This window comes from Rubritalea sp. (assembly GCF_051252225.1).
Classification (GTDB): Bacteria; Verrucomicrobiota; Verrucomicrobiia; order Verrucomicrobiales; family Akkermansiaceae; genus Rubritalea.
Map to the genome: position 1 here is coordinate 1 of NZ_JBPOGE010000023.1, position 19,022 is coordinate 19,022.

The window sequence follows — 19,022 nt, forward strand, 5'->3', positions numbered from 1 at the left end:
ACTGAATGGGATCTCATCTGCCTTGCAAGTAACTGCGCCCAGATACTAAGAAAACAAGGTGTGTAGAGACTAATCGGTGGGCTAAACGCCCAAAAAACTATCAAAAATGGCTTTTAAAAGCTTTTGCGATCTCACCAATAAGCAGGTAAGTGAAAAGTCATTCTCAAAGCCCTATGAAAACAAAAATTAGCTTTCAGCAGACTGAAGCCCGACAGAACCTCTGGGAGAATGGTATAAGCGAACAAACTGTCTTTCACTGTATTTACTCAATGCTTCAGACGGCATTGTTGATACGCTTGTGAAATTTTTCACAATCTTCCTTGATAGAGCGTCTATTTTTCTCCTTTGTAGTGTTTGGCGATACCCAGTTAACATGACTCCATCAAAAACCACTTACGAAGCTCCAGACAACGCAACTAAAACAGCAACCGCAGTCGCCGACTACCATGCTGAAGCGGATGATGTGATGGGCGAGAAAATGGTACTCAATATGGGGCCATCTCACCCGGCCACACACGGTGTGCTTCGCCTCATTCTAGAGTTAGATGGTGAAGTCATCAGCAAGGCCACGCCTGATGTAGGCTTCCTGCATCGCGGTGACGAAAAAATTGCTGAAAACATGCAATACAATCAGTTTATCCCCTACACGGATCGGCTCGATTACCTAGCCCCTCTCGCGAACAATGTCGCATATGCCTGCGCTGTAGAAAAGCTCATGGGCTGGGAACTACCTCCACGCGGCCAAGCAGTGCGCGTACTAGCCTGTGAACTGGCTCGAATTTCTGCTCACATGCTCGGTGTCGGTGTTTGCGCTATGGATGTAGGTGCCATGACTGTTTTCCTCTACACATTTACCGAACGTGAAAAAATCTACAACCTCTGTGAGCAACTCACTGGAGCACGTTTCACTACTTCTTACACACGTATCGGTGGCCAAATCCGAGACCTCCCTGAAGGTTTTGAAGACAGAGTCCTCACATTTCTCGACGAATGCGAAGAGCAGATCAATGAGATCGCGACATTATTAGATAAGAACAAAATCTTCATGAAGCGCATGTGTGACGTAGGAACAATCTCCAAAGAAGACGCTATCGCTTACGGACTGACTGGACCTAACCTACGTGCTTCAGGTGTTCCACGCGACCTTCGTAAAGACAACCCTTACCTCGGCTATGAAAAGTACGACTTCGATGTGCCTATCGCGGAGGAAGGTGACTGCTATGCCCGATACCAGATTCGTATGGAAGAAATGCGCCAGTCGATTCGCATCATTCGACAAGTCCTTGATACACTTCCCGAAGGACCGGTCAACATCGTCGATCCTAAGAGCACACTTCCAGATAAAGAGCGCGTGCTCATGTCTATGGAAGAACTCATTCACCACTTTATCGTCACGACACAGGGAATCGATGCCCCAGAAGGCGAAGTTTATTTTGGTCACGAAAACCCGAAGGGCGAGCTCGGTTTTTATATTCACTCTAAAGGAGGTGGCGTGCCGCACCGTCTCAAAATCCGCTCCCCTTCATTCATCAACCTCTCAATCTGCTCTGAACTACTCAAGGGCACAATGGTTTCCGATGTTCCAGCGATCCTTGGCTCACTCGATTTTGTAATGGGCGAATGCGACCGCTAATCCTCACACCTTTCTAATTCTAATTTTTTAATTCCGTTCTTATGTCCCAAGACATTCTAGAAAAATCTGTAGCATCCGAGCCATCACCCGGTGAAAAGTACTTTCCTCCATTTGAGGCCAATACTGATATTGAGGCCCTCGCCGATGAGCGTATTACCCACTACCCAGTGAGTAAGCTCTCAGCAGTGCTCCCCTTACTACACATCGTGCAGCATCACTTCGGATTTATCTCCAAAGAAGCAATAAGCTGGGTGTCTAACAAATTAGAAGTCGAGCCTATCAAGGTGCTCTCAGTCGTCACCTTCTACCCAGGCTTTCGCCAGAGCGCTCCAGGGAAATTTCACTATCGAGTCTGCCGCACACTATCATGTGCGATGGCTGGCTCACACGATCTGATGGATAAGATCTGTGAAATCACTAACATTGATCGCTCAAAGCTTTCACACCACCACCCTATCGTGGTCTCACCTTGCGGGAATTATTCCGTAGAGTTTGCTGAATGCCTCGCCTCCTGTGGCAGTGGCCCAGTCTGCCTCGTCAACGATGACTTCCACGACAATATCTCTCCGGACAAAGCACAAACGTTGATCGACCAATATTCCGTCTAATGGACGAGCAACTCCCACTGACTCACTTTTCTCTGAACAATACTATGTCAGACATCAAATACCTTCCAGGCAAAGAGCCACATCCATCTGAGCACCGCCTCATCTTCAAGAACATTGATCGCGAAGGTTGGGACACCTCTATCGACACCTACATGGCGGATGGAGGTTACGACCAGCTTAAAAAAGCGGTCAAAATGGAACCTTCAGCCATCACTGACGAGGTCAAAAAGTCAGGCCTTCGTGGCCGTGGTGGCGCAGGTTTCCCAACAGGTGTAAAGTGGGGCTTCATCCCACCGAACAACACGAAGCCAGTCTACCTGATTTGTAACTGTGATGAATCTGAGCCGGGCACATTTAAGGACCGCTATATCGTTCATCAAGATCCACACCAACTGATCGAAGGCATGGTCATTTCCGCCTTTGCTGTTGGAGCTCACACAGCCTACCTCTACATGCGCGAAGAGTTCCCTGAAGCCGCTCTAACAATGGAAAAGGCAATCGAAGAGGCTCGTGCAAAAGGTTTTGTTGGAAAGAACATTCTCGGTACTGGCTTTGATTTGGAAATTTGGGTGCATCGCGGTGCAGCCGCTTACATTTGCGGTGAAGAAACAGGCCTTATCGAGTCGCTCGAAGGCAAGCGTCCTTATCCTCGCATTAAACCACCTTACTTCCCTGCTGCTCTCGGCCTCTATATGGCGCCAACCATCGTTAACAACGTTGAGTCACTCTGCCACGTAAAGCACATCCTAGAAATGGGTGGTGAAGAATACGCTAAACTCGGTGTCGAGCGCAACACTGGCACGCGAATCCTCTGTGTCTCTGGTGACGTAAAAAATCCTGGCTACTACGAAGTACAAGTGGGCAAACTCACCATGGGTGAGCTTATCAATGACATATGTGGTGGCCCTAAAGACGGGAGAAGCTTCAAGGCAGTCATCCCAGGTGGCTCTTCTTCCAAGATACTCCGCTGCGATGAAACCTTCAAAATCGGACGCGGTGATGACGCCAAGGAAATCACCTTCTGGGACATCCAGATGGATTTCGATACTCTAGCAGCCTGCGGCTCAATGGCCGGTTCCGGCGGTGTTATAGTGTTAGATGATTCTCGTAAAATGTCGTGGGTGCTAAATAACATCAACCACTTCTACGCGCACGAATCTTGTGGTCAGTGCACTCCATGTCGCGAGGGCAATGGCTGGATGAAGAAAATTTCAGACCGAATCGTCAGTGGTCATGCTGCACCAGAAGACATCCAAACACTCGAAGACGTAGCCTACCAAATCGATGGTAAAACCGTATGCGCCTTTGGCGAAGCCTCATCATGGCCGGTCGAAGCCATCATTTCTAAGTTCCGAGACGAACTCACAGCCGAAACCTCTGAGACAAACCAACGCCTCAGTAAAGAACAGCTACAGCGTGAGATGTATTTAAGTAAGTAGCAGGTAGCCAGTGGCTAGTAGCAAGTAATATGAACCCAGCAAAAACATATAAGGATCTCCTCGTTTGGCAAAGCGCTCATAGCTTTGTCATGGAAGTCTATGCTGTCACTAAATCCTTTCCAAAGGAGGAGCTATTTGGTCTAACATCACAAGTTAGAAGAGCTGCTGTGTCTGTACCATCGAATATTGTCGAAGGCTTTGGCCGTTGGAACAACGCTGATAAATTACGTTTTTATAACATTGCTGAAGCATCCTTACACGAAGCTGACTATCAGCTCTTCCTTGCTGGTGAACTTCAATTTGCTGACACGAGCAAAGCCCAAGAAATTGCGATTAACACTAAACGCCTTCTCGCCTCCTTTATTAAATCCATCCGTCCGCAGGACGCATAATTACTACTAGCCACCAGCTACAAGCTACTAGCCACTTTCCTATAATGTCAGAGACAGATACAAAAACTCCTACTCTTCCTAAAGACCTCGCCGCAGAAAAAAGCATGGTGAATGTCCAGATTGATGGACACTGGATTCAAGTGCCGCGCGGGACTCGCATGATCGAAGCCTGTAAAATGGCTGAAGCACAAGTTCCACATTATTGCTACCACCCGAAGCTTAGCTCACCGGGTAACTGCCGTATGTGTCTCGTGCAGATGGGTATGCCACCTCGTCTAGCTCCGGGTGCAGAACCTGTGTACAACAACGAAGGCTTCCAAGATATTGGATGGATACCCCGTCCGGTCATCGCATGTGCGAACACCGTCGCTGAGAACATGGGAATTCGCACCCAAGGCGAACTCGTCGAAAAGACGCGTGAAGGCGTGATGGAGTTCTTACTCATCAACCATCCTCTTGACTGTCCCATCTGTGACCAAGCAGGTGAATGCACACTCCAAGAATTTTCCGTAGAACACGGACGAGGCCAATCGCGTTTCGTAGAAGACAAAGTCAAGAAGCCTAAAAATGTCGAGATTGGTCCACGTGTGAACCTCGATGACGAACGTTGCATCATGTGCTCTCGTTGCATTCGCTTCATGGATGAAGTAGTTGATGATCCTGTGTTAGGGTTCACTGAGCGCGGTACTCATACCACACTCACTTGCCATCCAGACAGTAAGTTAGATTCTAACTACGGCATGAACACCATTGACCTCTGCCCGGTTGGAGCTCTCACCTCAAAAGATTTCCGCTTCCAAATGCGTGTCTGGTTCCTCAAGGAAACTAAATCCATCGATATCAACTGTGCGACAGGGTGTAACACGACTATTTGGACAAGAGGTAATGAGATCTACCGTGTCACTCCTCGTCTCAACAACGACGTAAACTCCGAATGGATGCCTGACTCTCACCGACTCGCATTCCATGAAGTTCAAGGTGATGATCGCCTCACCGACCCAATGATCAAAGTAGAGGGCACTCACGAAGTCACCACTTGGTCTACTGCCATCGAAGCGACAGCTGATGCTCTTAAACAGTTTGAACCGTCAGAGATCGCAATCATCGCTTCAGGTCGCATGACAAATGAGGAACTATTCCTTTCTAAGACATTTGCGGATGTTTTAGGAACAGAACAAATCACGATTGTTGCTCGCGAAGGTGAAACGGATGGCAAACTCATTTCAGCGGATAGAAATTCGAATACCAACGGTGCGAAAATCATTTTTGAACAAGACACTCCGTCAGCCAAACTCTCAGATATCAAACAGGGCCTCAGCAATGGTAAAATCAAGGCTCTTGTCGTTTTCCAAGAAGACTTACTCTCAGATGCAGGTTTCACACACGACGAACTCGCGGCAGCAGAACTGCTCGTTAGCTCTAACATAAAGGCGAATCCAACAGCCTTCGCCAGCGACATTGTACTGCCCTCTTCATCATTTGCTGAAAAGCGAGGAACGATGATCAACATTACCGGTCGCCTCCAACGTCTAAACCAAGCACTTCAAGCTCCTGGTAATGCAATGGATGACTGGGAGATCATTCGGGATCTTATCCTTAACTATACTGGCGAGAAAAATGACATGTACACACTGGAAGATATTGTCAAAGTCATGAGCCAGGCAGTCCCGACACTTGAGGGAGTGACACTCTCTAAAGTAGGTGAGCTAGGCATCCCTCTGGTGGAAACTGGAGAAACGATACCTTTGTTAGAAAAAGAAAAACAACGCATCGCAAATAACGAGATCGTTGGCTAACGCATCTAACCATTCATAACATGGAATTTCTCACACTCACACTCATCACCCTAGTCAAGATTATTGGGTTCACCTTCGTGCTGACCTTACCGATCATTGCTTACTCGGTGTATGCTGAACGTCGTTTCGCGGCTATCATTCAAGACCGCGTTGGACCGAACCGTACAGGCATCCCTCTGACACTCTTCGGTTGCAAAAAGGACATCCCACTTCATGGCTTACTCCAACCACTGGCTGATGGCCTCAAGTTCATCTTGAAAGAAGATTTCACACCATCACATGTGAATAAATTCTTCTTCTGGATAGCTCCAGCGCTCACCATGGTTCCAGCGCTACTCACTCTAGGCGTCATCCCTTTCGGCTCCGAGCTGTTTGGTGAAAAGCTAGTAATTGCTGATGTATCAGTAGGTCCACTGTTCATCTTTGCTATCGCATCGCTCTCAGTCTACGGGATCACCTTCGCAGGCTGGGCTTCCAACAATAAGTATTCATTCTTCGGTGGTGTTCGATCCTGTGCGCAAATGATTTCTTACGAAATTGCTCTCGGGCTTTCCATAATTCCAGTGCTGATGATCTTCGGAGAACTCAATCTCACAAAAATCGTTGAGTGGCAGGCTCAAAATGGCTGGTTGCTATGCCCGATCACTTTTGGTGGTGAAAACGTTGTGAACTTTGGACTCTACGAATTCGGTGGTCCACTTGGGGCTCTTCTTTTGTTACCACTCTATCTCTCCTTCTTCATCTTCACTGTTTCCATTTTTGCTGAAACCAACCGTATGCCATTCGATCTTCCTGAGTGTGAAACAGAGCTCGTGGGCGGTTACCACACAGAGTACTCTTCCATGAAATTCGCTCTCTTCTTCCTCGGGGAATATGCAGCGATGATCGTAGGATCAGCCCTTATTGTGACATTGTTCTTTGGTGGATGGTCACTCGGTTTTGGTCTCGATGCATGGGCATTCGACACATTTGGTGATTGGGTCGGACTCATCCACCTCGGAGCCTTCCTCACAAAGGTTGTGGTGTTCATTCTCTTCTTCATTCTAGTGCGCTGGACCGTTCCACGTTTCCGCTACGACCAACTCATGAAACTCGGCTGGGTAGTTTTCTTCGAACTAGCTCTTATTAATATCCTTATCGCTTCTGTCATTATGGCAGCACCAGCTATGGCTGAGCGCGGAGAATATATAGGCATAGCTGCTCTATCCGTAGGAGTCATCATTTTCTCAGTTCTTATGTTTGTTATCGCTAAGTCGCTCGACAAAAAGCAACCAGCATAACGCACGCTCTCTTTTTAATTTTACTTGCTAACAAATGGCTGAAGTCAAAAAACTCAAACGCCCTGAACTAAACACGGGGGAAAAGCTCTATCTCATCGCTCTTGCGAAGGGAGCTATGGTGACGCTTAAACACGCGCTAAAGTCGATCACTGGCAAATCACGCGGTAGCGCATCTCTTAATTCTTCAGGGCTCGGTTTGACCATGCAGTACCCAGAGCAAAAGTGGGACGAGTATTTACCTGAGTATTATCGAGGCGCGCCAGCGTTGGTCACCGATGAACAAGACCGTGAACGATGTGTTTCCTGTCAACTCTGTGAGTTCATTTGCCCACCTAAAGCGATCAAAATTATCCCAGGAGAAATACCAGGAGATGATCCATGGGCGAAGGTTGAAAAACGACCAAAAGAGTTCGATATCGATATGACCCGCTGTATCTACTGCGGCATGTGTGAAGAGGTTTGCCCCGAGCAAGCCATTTACCTACGTAAAGATTATGCTATCACGGGTACTTCTCGTGAAGAAATGGTACATAATAAAAAGAAACTCTACGAGATCGGTGGCAAGCGTGTCGGTCTTGTGAACAAGTGGAATGAGATCAAGTAACTAACAATATGCCTTCTCTACTATTTTACATATTTGCTGCGATCATGATCGCTGGTGGCATTGGAGTGGTCGCACTGAAGAACCCTGTCTCTTCAGCTCTGTCCATGATTGTGTCTTTTATCGGGCTAGCAGCTTTATTTGTCGGCCTTAACGCCTACTTTGTCGGCATCCTTCAAATCCTAGTCTACGCTGGCGCTGTGATGGTGCTCTTCCTATTCATCATCATGCTCTTGGATCTAAAACAAGAAGAGGACAAAGAATTCAAAACTCCAGCACTTGCTGCAGGAATCATTATTCCGACTTTATTAGTTCTTCAGCTCGTCGCTGTATTTCAAACAAGTGATCTTGGTGATTTCACACCGATCACTCCTGAAACTCTACAGCAGAGTGAACTAGCACTTTCACTAGAACAGGTTCCTGCTGACAGCGGGATCAGAGAAAGCTTAAAGGAGGGATCACTGCCCGACGTCAACTTGATCGGCCATAAGCTATTCACCGAATATAACTTCCCACTCCAGATTATTGGCTTCCTCTTGTTAGTCGCCACCATCGGTTGTGTATCATTATCTAAAAAGCTCAAAGCAAAGTCCTAAGACCTTGTTTTAGTATAAACTCTCTTTTAACGGTCAATTTCATCATGCCTACAGCTTCTCTCACTGAATACCTCTTTGCCTCTGGCCTATTGTTCTCAATAGGTCTTGCAGGAGTGATTATTCGTCGCAACATCATCGTCATATTCATGTGTCTAGAAATGATGCTCGCAGCTGCATCACTCACACTTGTTGCCTTTTCGCGCGCACATCTTCAAGACGGACTGCCTGACTACGACGGACAAATGTTAGTATTTTTTGTCATTACCGTGGCTGCTGCTGAGGTTGCTGTCGGTCTCGCAATCATTGTAGCCCTCTATCGAGCACGACAAACGGTAGACACTGGAGACCTCAAAACTTTAAAGAACTAACATTTAGATGAACTCGTCTCTTCTATTACTTCTCATCCCTCTACTTTCGGCAGTACTTATCCAGTTCGGCCTTAAGCAAAGGTTTGCTACCGTGGCTGCTCTCATTGGCACTCTAGCCACAGCTGCAACACTCGCGATTTCGGTCCTAATGCTGAACTCTGGCAATAGCTCAATATCCTTCAATTGGATCAACGCTGGCAGCTTCAATATCGATATCGGCTTCCAGCTCGATCAACTCTCCAAAGGTATGATGATCGTGGTGACTGGTATTGGCTTCCTCGTTCACCTTTTCTCACTGGGTTATATGAAGGATGACGAATCCAAGGCGCGCTACTTTGGAAACTTATCACTCTTCATGTTCTCAATGACCGGCATCGTACTCGCGAATAACTTCGTAATGATGTTCATTTTCTGGGAACTTGTAGGTTTATCCTCATACTTACTCATCGGCCATTGGTTCCAAAAAGACTCTGCCGCAGATGCTGCGAAAAAAGCGTTTCTCTCAAACCGAGTTGGTGACTTTGGTTTCCTCATCGGCATCCTTATGATCTGGGGAATTGTTGGTACATTTACCTTCGATGACATGCAGTTGAATCCAGTCACTGCAAGCACTCCCTTTTTAGCAGCCGCTGTGTTACTCGTCTTCTGTGGTGCGGTTGGTAAATCAGCTCAGCTTCCACTTCACGTGTGGCTTCCCGACGCGATGGAAGGCCCGACTCCAGTCTCCGCTCTGATCCACGCCGCGACAATGGTTGCCGCCGGTGTGTACATGATGGCACGCTTTTTCTTCTCAATCGGCTTCGAAGTAGTTCCTGAATGCTCTGCCATGATAATCGCATGGATCGGTGGCATCACCGCCTTACTTGCTGCGCTCATGGCAACTCAGCAAGATGACATTAAAAAGATCCTCGCCTACTCCACACTCTCTCAGCTCGGCTACATGGTGATGGCAGTTGGTCTAGTTGACCCAAATGCAGGCATGTTCCACCTTTACACACACGCTTGGTTTAAGGCCTTGCTCTTCCTCGGTTCCGGCGCAGTCATCTATGCCTGCCACCACGAACAAAATATTTGGAAAATGGGCGGACTCTTCAAGAGAATGCCTATCACAGGAATCACCTTCGTCATCGGTACTCTCTGCTTAACAGCACTTCCTGGTACTTCCGGCTTTTTCTCAAAAGAGGGTATCCTTCACGCAGCACATGAGAAAAGCATGCTACTCTTCTGTATTGCAGTATTCGTCGCAGCCCTCACCACCTTTTACATGTTCCGACTTCTTTTCATCGCTTTCTTCGGTAAGGCAAAAGACAGCCACGCCGAACATGCGAAAGAAGTACCGCTTGTCATGGCAGTCCCCCTTCTCACCTTGGCACTCATGGCACTCGCTTCACCATGGTTAGGTAACCTTATCCCAGCTCTCGATGATTTCCACCCGCACATTGGCATAGAAATGAATGGGGTTACCATCGCATCAATCTCAGCCTTTGTCATCGGCCTACTCGGAGCTGTCCTCCTCTACAAAGGGAAATCAGAAGACCCACTCGCATCTAATCCCGTAATGACTATTTTCCGCAATAAATTCTACGTCGATGAATTCTACGCAAAACTGATCAAAGCATTCCAAGACATCGTCGCTGCGGTTGTTCACTTCCTCGATGAGTTTTTCATCAATGGAATGATAGTTGGCGGTCTCACACGCCTCGCTCAAGGAACTGGCGACTTTTTCCGCTACCGTATGCAAACCGGCAACCTACAGAATTACGCCCTACTCTTCGGAGCTGGCATTATAGTTGTCATTTACCTCACCGTTTTCCTCTAACTCTTTTACTCATTGATCTTATGCTATTAGCATTACTCATACTCATCCCACTAGCGGCGACGATCGCTATTTTAGTTGGCTCTCCAGCCAGACTAACCACGATCGCAGCCACAGCTCTAAACCTCATACTTGGAGTCTACGCAGCTTTATGCCCAGACTGTGCAGGCACGCTCAGCTTCCTAGTATTGGCCAAACCTGAAATACATTTCAGTCTCGGTCTGATTGACGGCATGAGCTCAGTCATGCTCATTCTTTCAGTCATCGTTGCCTTCGCTGCATCGCTCAGCGGAACATGTCCACAAGGGAAAGAGAAACTCTGGTTTTCCAGCATCTTGCTCATCACTACTGGTGCTATAGGAGCATTCATCTCCACTGACCTGTTCTTTTTCTACGCTTTCCACGAACTCGCTCTGATCCCAACATTTCTAATGATTGGTATTCTAGGTAAAGGCGGCTGCGAGCGTAAAGAAATCGCATGGAAGACCACCATCTATCTAGCGTTTGGTTCCATTGTACTTCTCGCAGGACTTCTCTTAGCAGCCACTCAAAGTGGAACATTTGATCTTACTAAGCTCGGCGCCGCTCAAGAACACCAAAACGCCATCGCGCTACTGCTCATCATCGGATTCGGCACATTGGTTTCACTCTTTCCGTTTCACTCATGGGCAGCTCCTGCCTACGCTTCAGCACCAGCGCCTATCGCCATGCTTCATGCTGGCGTGCTGAAAAAGTTTGGCCTCTACGGGCTCATTCGCGTCGGACTTCTTGTCGCACCAGACGGAATGAAGCATTGGTTGAACCTCTTGCTCGTTCTTCTCCTATGCAACATCATCTGGGTTGGATTCGTTACGATTAACCAAAAGCGTTTGGACACCATGTTAGGTAATTCCTCAGTGATGCATATGGGTTATATCTTCCTCGCTATTGCAGCAGCCATTGGCAGTGATCCAAACATTTACACACCAGCCGGCACTATGACTCTCGCAGTACGCGCCGCAGTTCTACTCATGTTTGCACACGGTATTTCTATTGCTCTCTCTTTCTCCCTGGCTGATCGAATCGAAGCAAAAACCGGGACATTAGAAATGAATAAACTCGGTGGACTTGGAAAAACAGCTCCTAAACTTTGTTTCCTCTTCGGGCTCGCTGTAATGGCATCCATAGGCCTCCCTGGTCTCGCTAACTTCGCAGGTGAAATCATGGTATTCTTCTCAGGCTTTGCTGGATGGGATAGCAGCCAAGCTCTTGGGCCAGTACAGATTGCCACTATCATAGCCCTCTGGGGTGTCGTGATGAGCGCTGTATACATGCTCCGCGCCTTCCGTAACACTTTCCAAGGTCCAACCGAATCGAAGTGTGAAACAGCCTCCGACATCACTCTTCTCGAAAAAGCCCCCGCCGCACTACTAGCCGTCGTGCTCTTAGTCGTAGGTATCTACCCTAACATTCTTCTTCACCTTCTCAGTTAACTTTTCAGTGAGATCTGCTCACTAACATCTAACTTATATGCAATACTATTTGGAATTCATCGTCGCTGGCTTTGGTTTGCTCCTACTCATGTGGGAAGCCTTTGCCGCACCTAAGAATAAAGCCACTCTTGGGCTAGTTGGGGCAGTTGGGCTCACTCTTGTCTTTGCGATGCTCGTGCTCAGTTCTTGCTGTAGCTGTGTGAGCGAAGCTCCAGCTTGGATGGAGCGCTTCTATTCAAATGAAGGTCATGCCATTTTCTTCAAAGGCTTTGCTCTACTCAGTACCATTCTGGTTCTACTGATGAGCTATGATTTTCAAAAAGTGCTCAATAAATTCACAAGTCCTGATGGATCTGACACCAATGCAGGTGAATTCTACTGTCTTCCTATTTTTGCCTGTGCTGGGCTCATGTGGATGGCTTCAGCTACTGATCTTGTATCCATTTTCGTAGCTCTCGAACTCGTCACCATCGCCTTTTACGTGATGGTTGCCTTCATGCGCCGCAACGTTGGTTCGCTCGAAGCTGGAGTGAAATACCTTATCCTAGGAGCACTCTCAACAGGCTTTCTTGTTTATGGAATCGCTTGGATATACGGAGCTCTTGGGACGACTCAGATTGACCAATTCACAAACATCAGCTCTTCTACATCATTACTCTTCGGTCTTGCTCTAGTGATTATAGCTCTCGCATTCAAAGTAGGTGCAGCACCGATGCAACTATGGATTCCCGATGTCTATCAAGGAGCTCCAACTCCAATCACAGCATTTCTATCCGTAGCGTCTAAAGCTGCTGGATTTGGTGTCGCGATCACGATTCTTCGTCCATTCCTCGAAGCCGATGCTACCCGCGAATCCGTTTCTACTATTCTAGTTGTTCTTGCTGCAGCGACACTACTCTATGGTAACCTTGCAGCTCTAGCTCAGACAAACTTCAAACGTCTACTGGCCTATTCATCGATCGCTCACGCTGGATTCCTACTCATCGGAATGGCCACGTCCGCATTTGACTACGTGCTCTTCTACCTTGCGACCTACCTCATTATGACATTCGCAGCCTTCTTCGTATTAGGCATTATCCGTAGCTCTGAAGATTCAGACGAGATTTCAGCACTCGACGGTCTAGGTAAAAGGAATCCTCTCCTAGCCATCGCTCTTACTGTCATTATGGCAGCAATGGCAGGTGTTCCGCTCACTGCTGGATTTGTAGGTAAATTCCTTATGTTTGAAACTGCCGTCGCTAATATCTCTAGTGTGCATTGGATAACTGTAGTCATCGCCTTTATCGGTGCAGCTTGCGGATTCTACTACTATTTCAAAATCATACGCGCAATGTATTGGAACAGTTCAGAGAAGCAGGAAGCTATCAGCCTCCCGTTTATCTCTAAGTGTGCAATCATCATTCTAACGGCAGCACTTATAGTCTTCGGTGTTTATCCAGCTCCTCTTCTTTGCTGGACTTCTTAGCAAAAAGGAAAGGAGTCACTAGCTAAACAACGCTTAAAGATCTTTAAGGCTTTTGATACCTATTGGCTCTGAAGACAAGGCTCGGAGGGTAGTTGGAGCTTTTTGAACTCGAGTCTCTTTTACTGCCTTTTCAACAGCTGGTTCTACTATAACTGGTACTGTGGGTTTTTGAATTCTTGGAACTGCTACCTCTTGTATAGCAACCTTTAGTTGTGGCTGTTCGACTGAATTGAACACCATTTGTTTATATGTGTCAGTCTGAATATGGGCACCATAGCCCATCATGCATAAGCCAATGCCACCGGCAAAAACCATCAAGGTACAGAGTGTCGAACGAGTACTTGGCCGGCTAATTGCATAGAGGGCGTCAGACAAGAAAGGTACGAGCAAGCCAAAGCTTAGCCATTTCATACTAGATCTCATTTGGTAAAGCCTCCCACCAACGAACCCTACAAAAAACAATACGAACATGTAGGCCGCCAAAGCATAATGCCAAATTTCTGGATAGATAAGCCCGAATACCAAAGCAATAATACCAGCTAGAAAAACGATGAGAACTTCTGAGCCAAACCAAGCATAGCTAGCGCGCTTCAGCTCTTGAACCTCTTCCAGAATTCTTTCTTCCCTCAAAACTGCTTCCGCTTCGAGCCTAGCTTGAGCCTCTCTGGCAAGTCGCCTCTTCTCTTGAAAGCCTACTTTCGTTTCCACACAATTCGATGCGGTCACCCAATCTCCTAATAAAGCGTGCCATATAAGTGTCTCTTCAATGACTTTACCATCTACACAGAGCTTAGTTAGTTGCGCTAAACTTACTGGGCCCTTCACCTTATCTACTATTGTGAAATACCATTCAGCATCCTTCGGAAGCTCAAGTGCTTCAGCCAATTCACCTATATTGGCGGCGATCTTTCTGTCTTGTTCCGGATAACTCGGCTTCACTCCTACGGGCGCAGAGTAACTAAAGTTATTACTCAAAAAAATCGTCGTATTCCCACCAGAAGACTTCTCTGAAGTCTGTGTGAGTGATTCCACAGATATTGATCGCACGACCCTACTATTATTCTGCTCAAGTTTTAAACTCGTTGATAAAGTGAATTCCGGATCTTTGTTAGAAAGCTCAATATCGCGCAATTCCAAGAGCACAGCTTTACTGCTCGTAGAACGCTGTTTTTTGTTAGGCTTTAAAAGCGAACTCAGCCATTGGCTAAGCTCCTCTGGAAGGTCTTGGCGCACCTCATGCAAGAGCATGTATTCCCCTTTGATATGAGACGCCATAATTTGAACCGCGTTATCACCCTGAAATGGGTACGCTCCGGTCAATAGAAAGTAGAGGACACAACCCAGAGCATAGAGATCACTCTGTTCAGAAGGCTGCTCGCCGCTAAATAATTCAGGCGCCATCACATAGATAGAACCCATCAGCTTCCCTTTCCCAACAGATTCTTGCTCCTCCACAGGAAGCGACATACCGAAGTCATACACTTTTGCTTCGTAATGATCATCAGATGACATGCAGAGCATGATGTTCTCAGGTTTTACATCGCAGTGAAGAACTCCTGCATTATGTGATGCTGATAGCGCCTGCAGGATTTGGCACGCAACATTTTTAAAGTCGCTAGGCTGGAGCAAATGACGAGAGACCAAAGCATCCAGACTAACTCCTTGAAGTAACTCCATAACGATCTCGTCATACTCGTCATGACTAGTAATATCGTAGATCGAAACAATATTAGGATGCTGCATCGAAGCCAATACTCGAGCTTCTCGTAATAGCTGCTCTCTTAATGCATCTCCCTCGGTCCCCTTATCGAGTCGTTTTAACGCAACATCTCGATGAAGCATTGTGTCCTTAGCCTTATAGACGGACCCAAAGCCACCTGAACCGAGTGGGCTTAAAATAGTATATCGTTCCCGTGTCATATATTACGTTCGTGATGGGGGGGAACAACTAAACATAGAGGTAAAACCTATGTAATATCAAGGCTCAAGCCAACTTTAACAAGACACTCGTTTAAAATAATATCAAAAAAAGCTGTTAGTTATTCACCAACAGCTTTTCACATTGATTCTTAAAATCTTCATTAATCATTCTTCATGCGGTCCTCTGGAGCATCTTTCCACATTAAGAGAGCTTTAAATACATCTGAAATACCTTTCACGCGATGAGCATCACGTTCCACATCTAGCGCAGCCTGCACTTCATCCCACTCAAGGGAAGAGTGCATAGCATCTAATTTTGCAGGTAGATCTTTATCGCCATACAACAAACGCATTTTCGCTAGTTGAGCATACCTTCTCAATTCATCGACTTTTTCAATAAGCTCAGTCCAGTCATCCGCATGTTCTTTGCCGAGTTTTTTTTCTAATTTTGCGATCTGCTCAGCAATACTTTCATCCAGATCGATCAGTTGTTGCGCACGTAAATCAGGGGAACGTTCCAGATCTTCACGCAACTCTTGAGCGATAGATTTAATTTGGGTTTTCATAGTTGATTAACCTAACACAAGGACTCTCAAATTTCACGGTAAAATCTGTAGGAAAGAACCTCTACGCGACCACTTTGAGTGATATTCCAAAAAATCATGAGCCCAACTCATCGCAAGTGGAGTTTTTTTCGTAAGCTCGTCTTGAATAATTCCAGATTTATCCCTATCACGCGCGTAGTTCTCTCACACAGACACTAATACAATGAGCGCAACATCCTGTTCACTATGCCGTTTTTGGAGCTCCTCCATCGGTAAAAAATTCGTAGTGGCCATCACTGGCCTAGTCCTCGTCGGCTTCCTCGCTGGCCACCTCAGCGGTAACCTTCTTATGTACGTAGGAGCGGAGGCCTTCAACGAGTACGCGGAGTTTCTCCACCACATGCTCCACGGAGCGGGTGTCTGGATTGCACGCATCGTGCTCCTGACCTCACTCGTGCTTCATGTTGTTGCTACGGTTCAGCTTACAATAGCCAATCGCACAGCTAAAGCCTCACGCTATGAGTGCGACACAACAGTTCAGGCATCTAAAGCTTCTCGCATGATGATTTGGTCTGGTCTCACAATTCTAGCGTTCATCATTTTCCATATTTTACATTACACTGTACGTACTGACAGCGATCTCGCTACGCTTGCCGATGCGGGCAACCAGTACCAGATGGTTATCGTTGGTTTTAAGAGTATCCCAGTAAGTGCTTTTTATATCATCGCTATTTCACTCCTTTGTAACCACCTCAGCCACGGTTTCTCTTCAATCTTCCAAACACTTGGACTTCGTACGAAGAAAAATGAAGGCCTCATCGATGGTATCGCTAAGATCTACACCGCAGTTATCTGGGTAGGTTTTGTTTCTATTCCTGTCTCAGTTCTCTGTGGATTTATTAAATAATTTCTCAACGTACTTAACTTCTAACTAATTTCTTATTATGTCAATTGACGCAAAAATTCCAGAAGGTCCGCTTGAGCAAAAGTGGTCGAAGCACAAGATGGACTCCAAGCTCATCAACCCAGCTAACAAGCGTAAATTCACCGTAATCATGGTGGGTTCAGGCCTAGCTGGTGGCTCAGCTGCAGCAACTCTTGCTGAGCTAGGTTACAAAGTGAAATGCTTCTGTTACCAAGATTCACCTCGCCGTGCACACTCCATTGCCGCTCAAGGTGGTATTAATGCTGCGAAGAACTACCAGAACGATGGCGACTCAGTATACCGCCTTTTCTACGACACACTCAAAGGTGGTGACTTCCGCGCTCGCGAAGCGAACGTTTACCGTCTTGCTGAAGTTTCCTCTAACATCATCGATCAGGCAACAGCACAAGGTGTTCCGTTCACACGCGAATACGGCGGACTCCTCGACAACCGCTCATTCGGTGGTGCTCAGGTTTCCCGTACATTCTATACACGTGGCCAAACTGGTCAGCAGCTTCTCATCGGTTGCTATCAGGCACTCCAGAAAGAAGTTTCTAAAGGCGGTGTAGAAATGTTCCCACGTACCGAAATGATGGAACTCGTGATGGTTGACGGCCACGCTAAGGGCATCGTTGTACGTGACATGGTTACAGGTGAAGTTACCACACATGCAGCAGACGCAGTCTGTCTTGCTACTGGTGGTTACGGGAACGTGTTCTTCCTGTCTACCAACGCAATGGGCTGTAATGTTATGGCGTCATTCAAGGCACATAAGAAAGGCGCATACTTCTCAAACCCTTGTTACACCCAGATTCACCCAACATGTATTCCAGTAAGTGGCGACTACCAGTCTAAGCTCACTCTCATGTCTGAGTCCCTTCGTAACGATGGCCGCATCTGGGTTCCTAAAACACAGGAAGATGCAAAAGCTATCCGTGAGGGTAAAAAGAAAGCGAGCGACATCGCTGAAGATGATCGCGACTATTTCCTCGAGCGTAAATACCCATCCTTTGGTAACCTCTGTCCTCGTGACATCGCATCCCGTGCAGCGAAAGAAGCATGTGATGATGATCGCGGCGTAGCTCCTACAGGTTTGGGAGTATTCCTTGACTTTAAAGATGCTATCGCGCGTCTCGGCGAAGATCTCGTGCGTGCTCGTTACGGTAACCTCTTCCAGATGTACGAAAAGATTTCTGGCCAGAACCCATATGAGCAACCGATGCAGATTTTCCCAGCTGTTCACTACACTATGGGTGGCCTCTGGGTTGACTATAACCTCATGTCGAACCTTCCTGGTCTCCATGTGCTAGGTGAAGCAAACTTCTCTGACCACGGAGCGAACCGTCTTGGAGCCTCCGCACTCATGCAAGGTCTTGCTGATGGTTACTTCGTGATCCCAACGACTATTGCAAACTACCTAGCTACTCAAAAGCCAGGTTCTGTCACCACTGACCGCCCTGAATTCGTAGAAGCGAAGAAGGAAGTCGAAGATCGCATTGCAGACCTCATGAACATCAAAGGTGAGCGTTCAGTTGATTCGTTCCACCGTGAGCTAGGCAATATCATGTGGGACTACTGTGGTATGGAACGTACCAAAGAAGGTCTCGAATTCGCTCTCAAGCGCATCCCTGAGATCCGCGACGAGTTCTACAAGAATGTCCGTATTCCAGGTGATTCTAACGAAATGAACCAAGAGCTAGAAAAGGCAGCACGTCTTGCTGACTACTTCGAATTTGCTGAACTCACCTGCTGTGATGCACTCAACCGTGAAGAGTCCTGTGGTGGTCACTTCCGTGGTGAACACCAGTTCACTAGTGAGTCACCTGAAGTCATCAGTGGCGTGACTCAGGCCGGTGAAGCCCTTCGTCATGATGACGAGTTTTCCTACGTATCTGCATGGGAATACAAAGGCTTCGGCAACCTTCCCGAGCTTCACAAGGAAGAGCTCAACTTTGAGTTCGTGAAGCCTTCCGTTCGTTCTTACCAGTAGAACTTATAGACCTCCTCTTTTACCAATCCTGCTCCGATCACTCGGTGCGGGATTTTTTTATTCTCAAAGAACTATGGAAACTCAAAACAATGACACAGTACCTCCGTCCTGACTTTTGATAGGAGAAACTAATGAAATTATAAATAGAAAAGCCTCAGAGTTATTCACTCTGAGGC

16 protein-coding genes are annotated in these 19,022 nt (G+C 47.0%); 14 read left to right on the forward strand and 2 right to left on the reverse strand.

Annotated features, from left to right (window positions below):
- The first annotated feature begins 373 nt into the window (after positions 1 to 373).
- The 12 genes from nuoD to ACSHX2_RS14430 are packed head-to-tail and all read left to right on the forward strand — an operon-like array spanning position 374 to position 13,466.
- Complete coding sequence (nuoD, locus tag ACSHX2_RS14375) at positions 374 to 1,633, forward strand: NADH dehydrogenase (quinone) subunit D (protein WP_435693649.1); 1,260 nt, start codon at positions 374 to 376, stop codon at positions 1,631 to 1,633.
- Positions 1,634 to 1,674: 41 nt separating this feature from the next.
- Complete coding sequence (locus ACSHX2_RS14380; protein ID WP_435693650.1) at positions 1,675 to 2,241, forward strand: NAD(P)H-dependent oxidoreductase subunit E; 567 nt, start codon at positions 1,675 to 1,677, stop codon at positions 2,239 to 2,241.
- Positions 2,242 to 2,285: 44 nt separating this feature from the next.
- Complete coding sequence (gene nuoF, locus ACSHX2_RS14385) at positions 2,286 to 3,680, forward strand: NADH-quinone oxidoreductase subunit NuoF (protein WP_435693651.1); 1,395 nt, start codon at positions 2,286 to 2,288, stop codon at positions 3,678 to 3,680.
- Between the two features lie 29 nt (positions 3,681 to 3,709).
- The gene (locus ACSHX2_RS14390) at positions 3,710 to 4,072 is read left to right on the forward strand and encodes a four helix bundle protein (RefSeq protein ID WP_435693652.1); all 363 of its coding nucleotides are present in this window, start codon (positions 3,710 to 3,712) and stop codon (positions 4,070 to 4,072) included.
- A 44-nt stretch (positions 4,073 to 4,116) separates the two neighbouring features.
- Positions 4,117 to 5,868 (forward strand): molybdopterin-dependent oxidoreductase, encoded by a 1,752-nt coding sequence (locus tag ACSHX2_RS14395; protein WP_435693653.1) that lies wholly within the window; start codon positions 4,117 to 4,119, stop codon positions 5,866 to 5,868.
- Between the two features lie 20 nt (positions 5,869 to 5,888).
- A complete protein-coding gene (locus ACSHX2_RS14400; RefSeq protein ID WP_435693654.1) occupies positions 5,889 to 7,148 on the forward strand; it encodes a complex I subunit 1/NuoH family protein in 1,260 nt (419 codons plus the stop codon).
- A 34-nt stretch (positions 7,149 to 7,182) separates the two neighbouring features.
- Entirely contained in the window at positions 7,183 to 7,752 is a 570-nt protein-coding gene (locus ACSHX2_RS14405) for a NuoI/complex I 23 kDa subunit family protein (protein ID WP_435693655.1), read from the forward strand.
- 8 nt (positions 7,753 to 7,760) lie between these two features.
- Complete coding sequence (locus ACSHX2_RS14410) at positions 7,761 to 8,345, forward strand: NADH-quinone oxidoreductase subunit J family protein (protein WP_435693656.1); 585 nt, start codon at positions 7,761 to 7,763, stop codon at positions 8,343 to 8,345.
- A 44-nt stretch (positions 8,346 to 8,389) separates the two neighbouring features.
- Entirely contained in the window at positions 8,390 to 8,713 is a 324-nt protein-coding gene (nuoK, locus tag ACSHX2_RS14415; RefSeq protein WP_435693657.1) for an NADH-quinone oxidoreductase subunit NuoK, read from the forward strand.
- Positions 8,714 to 8,720: 7 nt separating this feature from the next.
- The gene (gene nuoL / locus ACSHX2_RS14420; protein ID WP_435693658.1) at positions 8,721 to 10,532 is read left to right on the forward strand and encodes an NADH-quinone oxidoreductase subunit L; all 1,812 of its coding nucleotides are present in this window, start codon (positions 8,721 to 8,723) and stop codon (positions 10,530 to 10,532) included.
- A 20-nt stretch (positions 10,533 to 10,552) separates the two neighbouring features.
- Positions 10,553 to 12,001, forward strand: coding sequence for a complex I subunit 4 family protein (locus ACSHX2_RS14425; protein WP_435693659.1), 1,449 nt, complete (start codon positions 10,553 to 10,555; stop codon positions 11,999 to 12,001).
- Positions 12,002 to 12,038: 37 nt separating this feature from the next.
- Positions 12,039 to 13,466 carry an NADH-quinone oxidoreductase subunit N gene (locus ACSHX2_RS14430; RefSeq protein ID WP_435693660.1) on the forward strand — a complete coding sequence of 476 codons (1,428 nt, stop codon included), beginning with the start codon at positions 12,039 to 12,041 and terminating at the stop codon, positions 13,464 to 13,466.
- Between the two features lie 33 nt (positions 13,467 to 13,499).
- Here the strand turns inward: ACSHX2_RS14430 and ACSHX2_RS14435 are convergent, their stop codons facing one another.
- On the reverse strand, positions 13,500 to 15,386 hold the full coding sequence (locus tag ACSHX2_RS14435) for a protein kinase domain-containing protein (protein ID WP_435693661.1): 1,887 nt from the start codon (positions 15,384 to 15,386) through the stop codon (positions 13,500 to 13,502).
- A 161-nt stretch (positions 15,387 to 15,547) separates the two neighbouring features.
- The gene (locus tag ACSHX2_RS14440; RefSeq protein WP_435693662.1) at positions 15,548 to 15,952 is read right to left on the reverse strand and encodes a hypothetical protein; all 405 of its coding nucleotides are present in this window, start codon (positions 15,950 to 15,952) and stop codon (positions 15,548 to 15,550) included.
- A 202-nt stretch (positions 15,953 to 16,154) separates the two neighbouring features.
- On the opposite strand from ACSHX2_RS14440, the gene ACSHX2_RS14445 reads away from it, so the two are divergent.
- Positions 16,155 to 16,838, forward strand: a complete 684-nt coding sequence (locus ACSHX2_RS14445; protein WP_435693663.1) for a succinate dehydrogenase cytochrome b subunit — start codon at positions 16,155 to 16,157, stop codon at positions 16,836 to 16,838.
- A 37-nt stretch (positions 16,839 to 16,875) separates the two neighbouring features.
- Complete coding sequence (locus tag ACSHX2_RS14450; protein ID WP_435693664.1) at positions 16,876 to 18,846, forward strand: fumarate reductase/succinate dehydrogenase flavoprotein subunit; 1,971 nt, start codon at positions 16,876 to 16,878, stop codon at positions 18,844 to 18,846.
- Positions 18,847 to 19,022 lie beyond the last annotated feature (176 nt).

Coding starts and splice junctions, on each gene's coding strand:
- ACSHX2_RS14445 (WP_435693663.1), top strand. CDS start 16,155: ATGAGCGCAACATCCTGTTCACTATGCCGTTTTTGGAGCTCCTCCATC.
- ACSHX2_RS14395 (WP_435693653.1), top strand. CDS start 4,117: ATGTCAGAGACAGATACAAAAACTCCTACTCTTCCTAAAGACCTCGCC.
- nuoD (WP_435693649.1), top strand. CDS start 374: ATGACTCCATCAAAAACCACTTACGAAGCTCCAGACAACGCAACTAAA.
- ACSHX2_RS14435 (WP_435693661.1), bottom strand. CDS start 15,386: ATGACACGGGAACGATATACTATTTTAAGCCCACTCGGTTCAGGTGGC.
- nuoL (WP_435693658.1), top strand. CDS start 8,721: ATGAACTCGTCTCTTCTATTACTTCTCATCCCTCTACTTTCGGCAGTA.
- ACSHX2_RS14400 (WP_435693654.1), top strand. CDS start 5,889: ATGGAATTTCTCACACTCACACTCATCACCCTAGTCAAGATTATTGGG.
- nuoK (WP_435693657.1), top strand. CDS start 8,390: ATGCCTACAGCTTCTCTCACTGAATACCTCTTTGCCTCTGGCCTATTG.
- nuoF (WP_435693651.1), top strand. CDS start 2,286: ATGTCAGACATCAAATACCTTCCAGGCAAAGAGCCACATCCATCTGAG.
- ACSHX2_RS14425 (WP_435693659.1), top strand. CDS start 10,553: ATGCTATTAGCATTACTCATACTCATCCCACTAGCGGCGACGATCGCT.
- ACSHX2_RS14380 (WP_435693650.1), top strand. CDS start 1,675: ATGTCCCAAGACATTCTAGAAAAATCTGTAGCATCCGAGCCATCACCC.
- ACSHX2_RS14450 (WP_435693664.1), top strand. CDS start 16,876: ATGTCAATTGACGCAAAAATTCCAGAAGGTCCGCTTGAGCAAAAGTGG.
- ACSHX2_RS14440 (WP_435693662.1), bottom strand. CDS start 15,952: ATGAAAACCCAAATTAAATCTATCGCTCAAGAGTTGCGTGAAGATCTG.
- ACSHX2_RS14430 (WP_435693660.1), top strand. CDS start 12,039: ATGCAATACTATTTGGAATTCATCGTCGCTGGCTTTGGTTTGCTCCTA.
- ACSHX2_RS14390 (WP_435693652.1), top strand. CDS start 3,710: ATGAACCCAGCAAAAACATATAAGGATCTCCTCGTTTGGCAAAGCGCT.
- ACSHX2_RS14410 (WP_435693656.1), top strand. CDS start 7,761: ATGCCTTCTCTACTATTTTACATATTTGCTGCGATCATGATCGCTGGT.
- ACSHX2_RS14405 (WP_435693655.1), top strand. CDS start 7,183: ATGGCTGAAGTCAAAAAACTCAAACGCCCTGAACTAAACACGGGGGAA.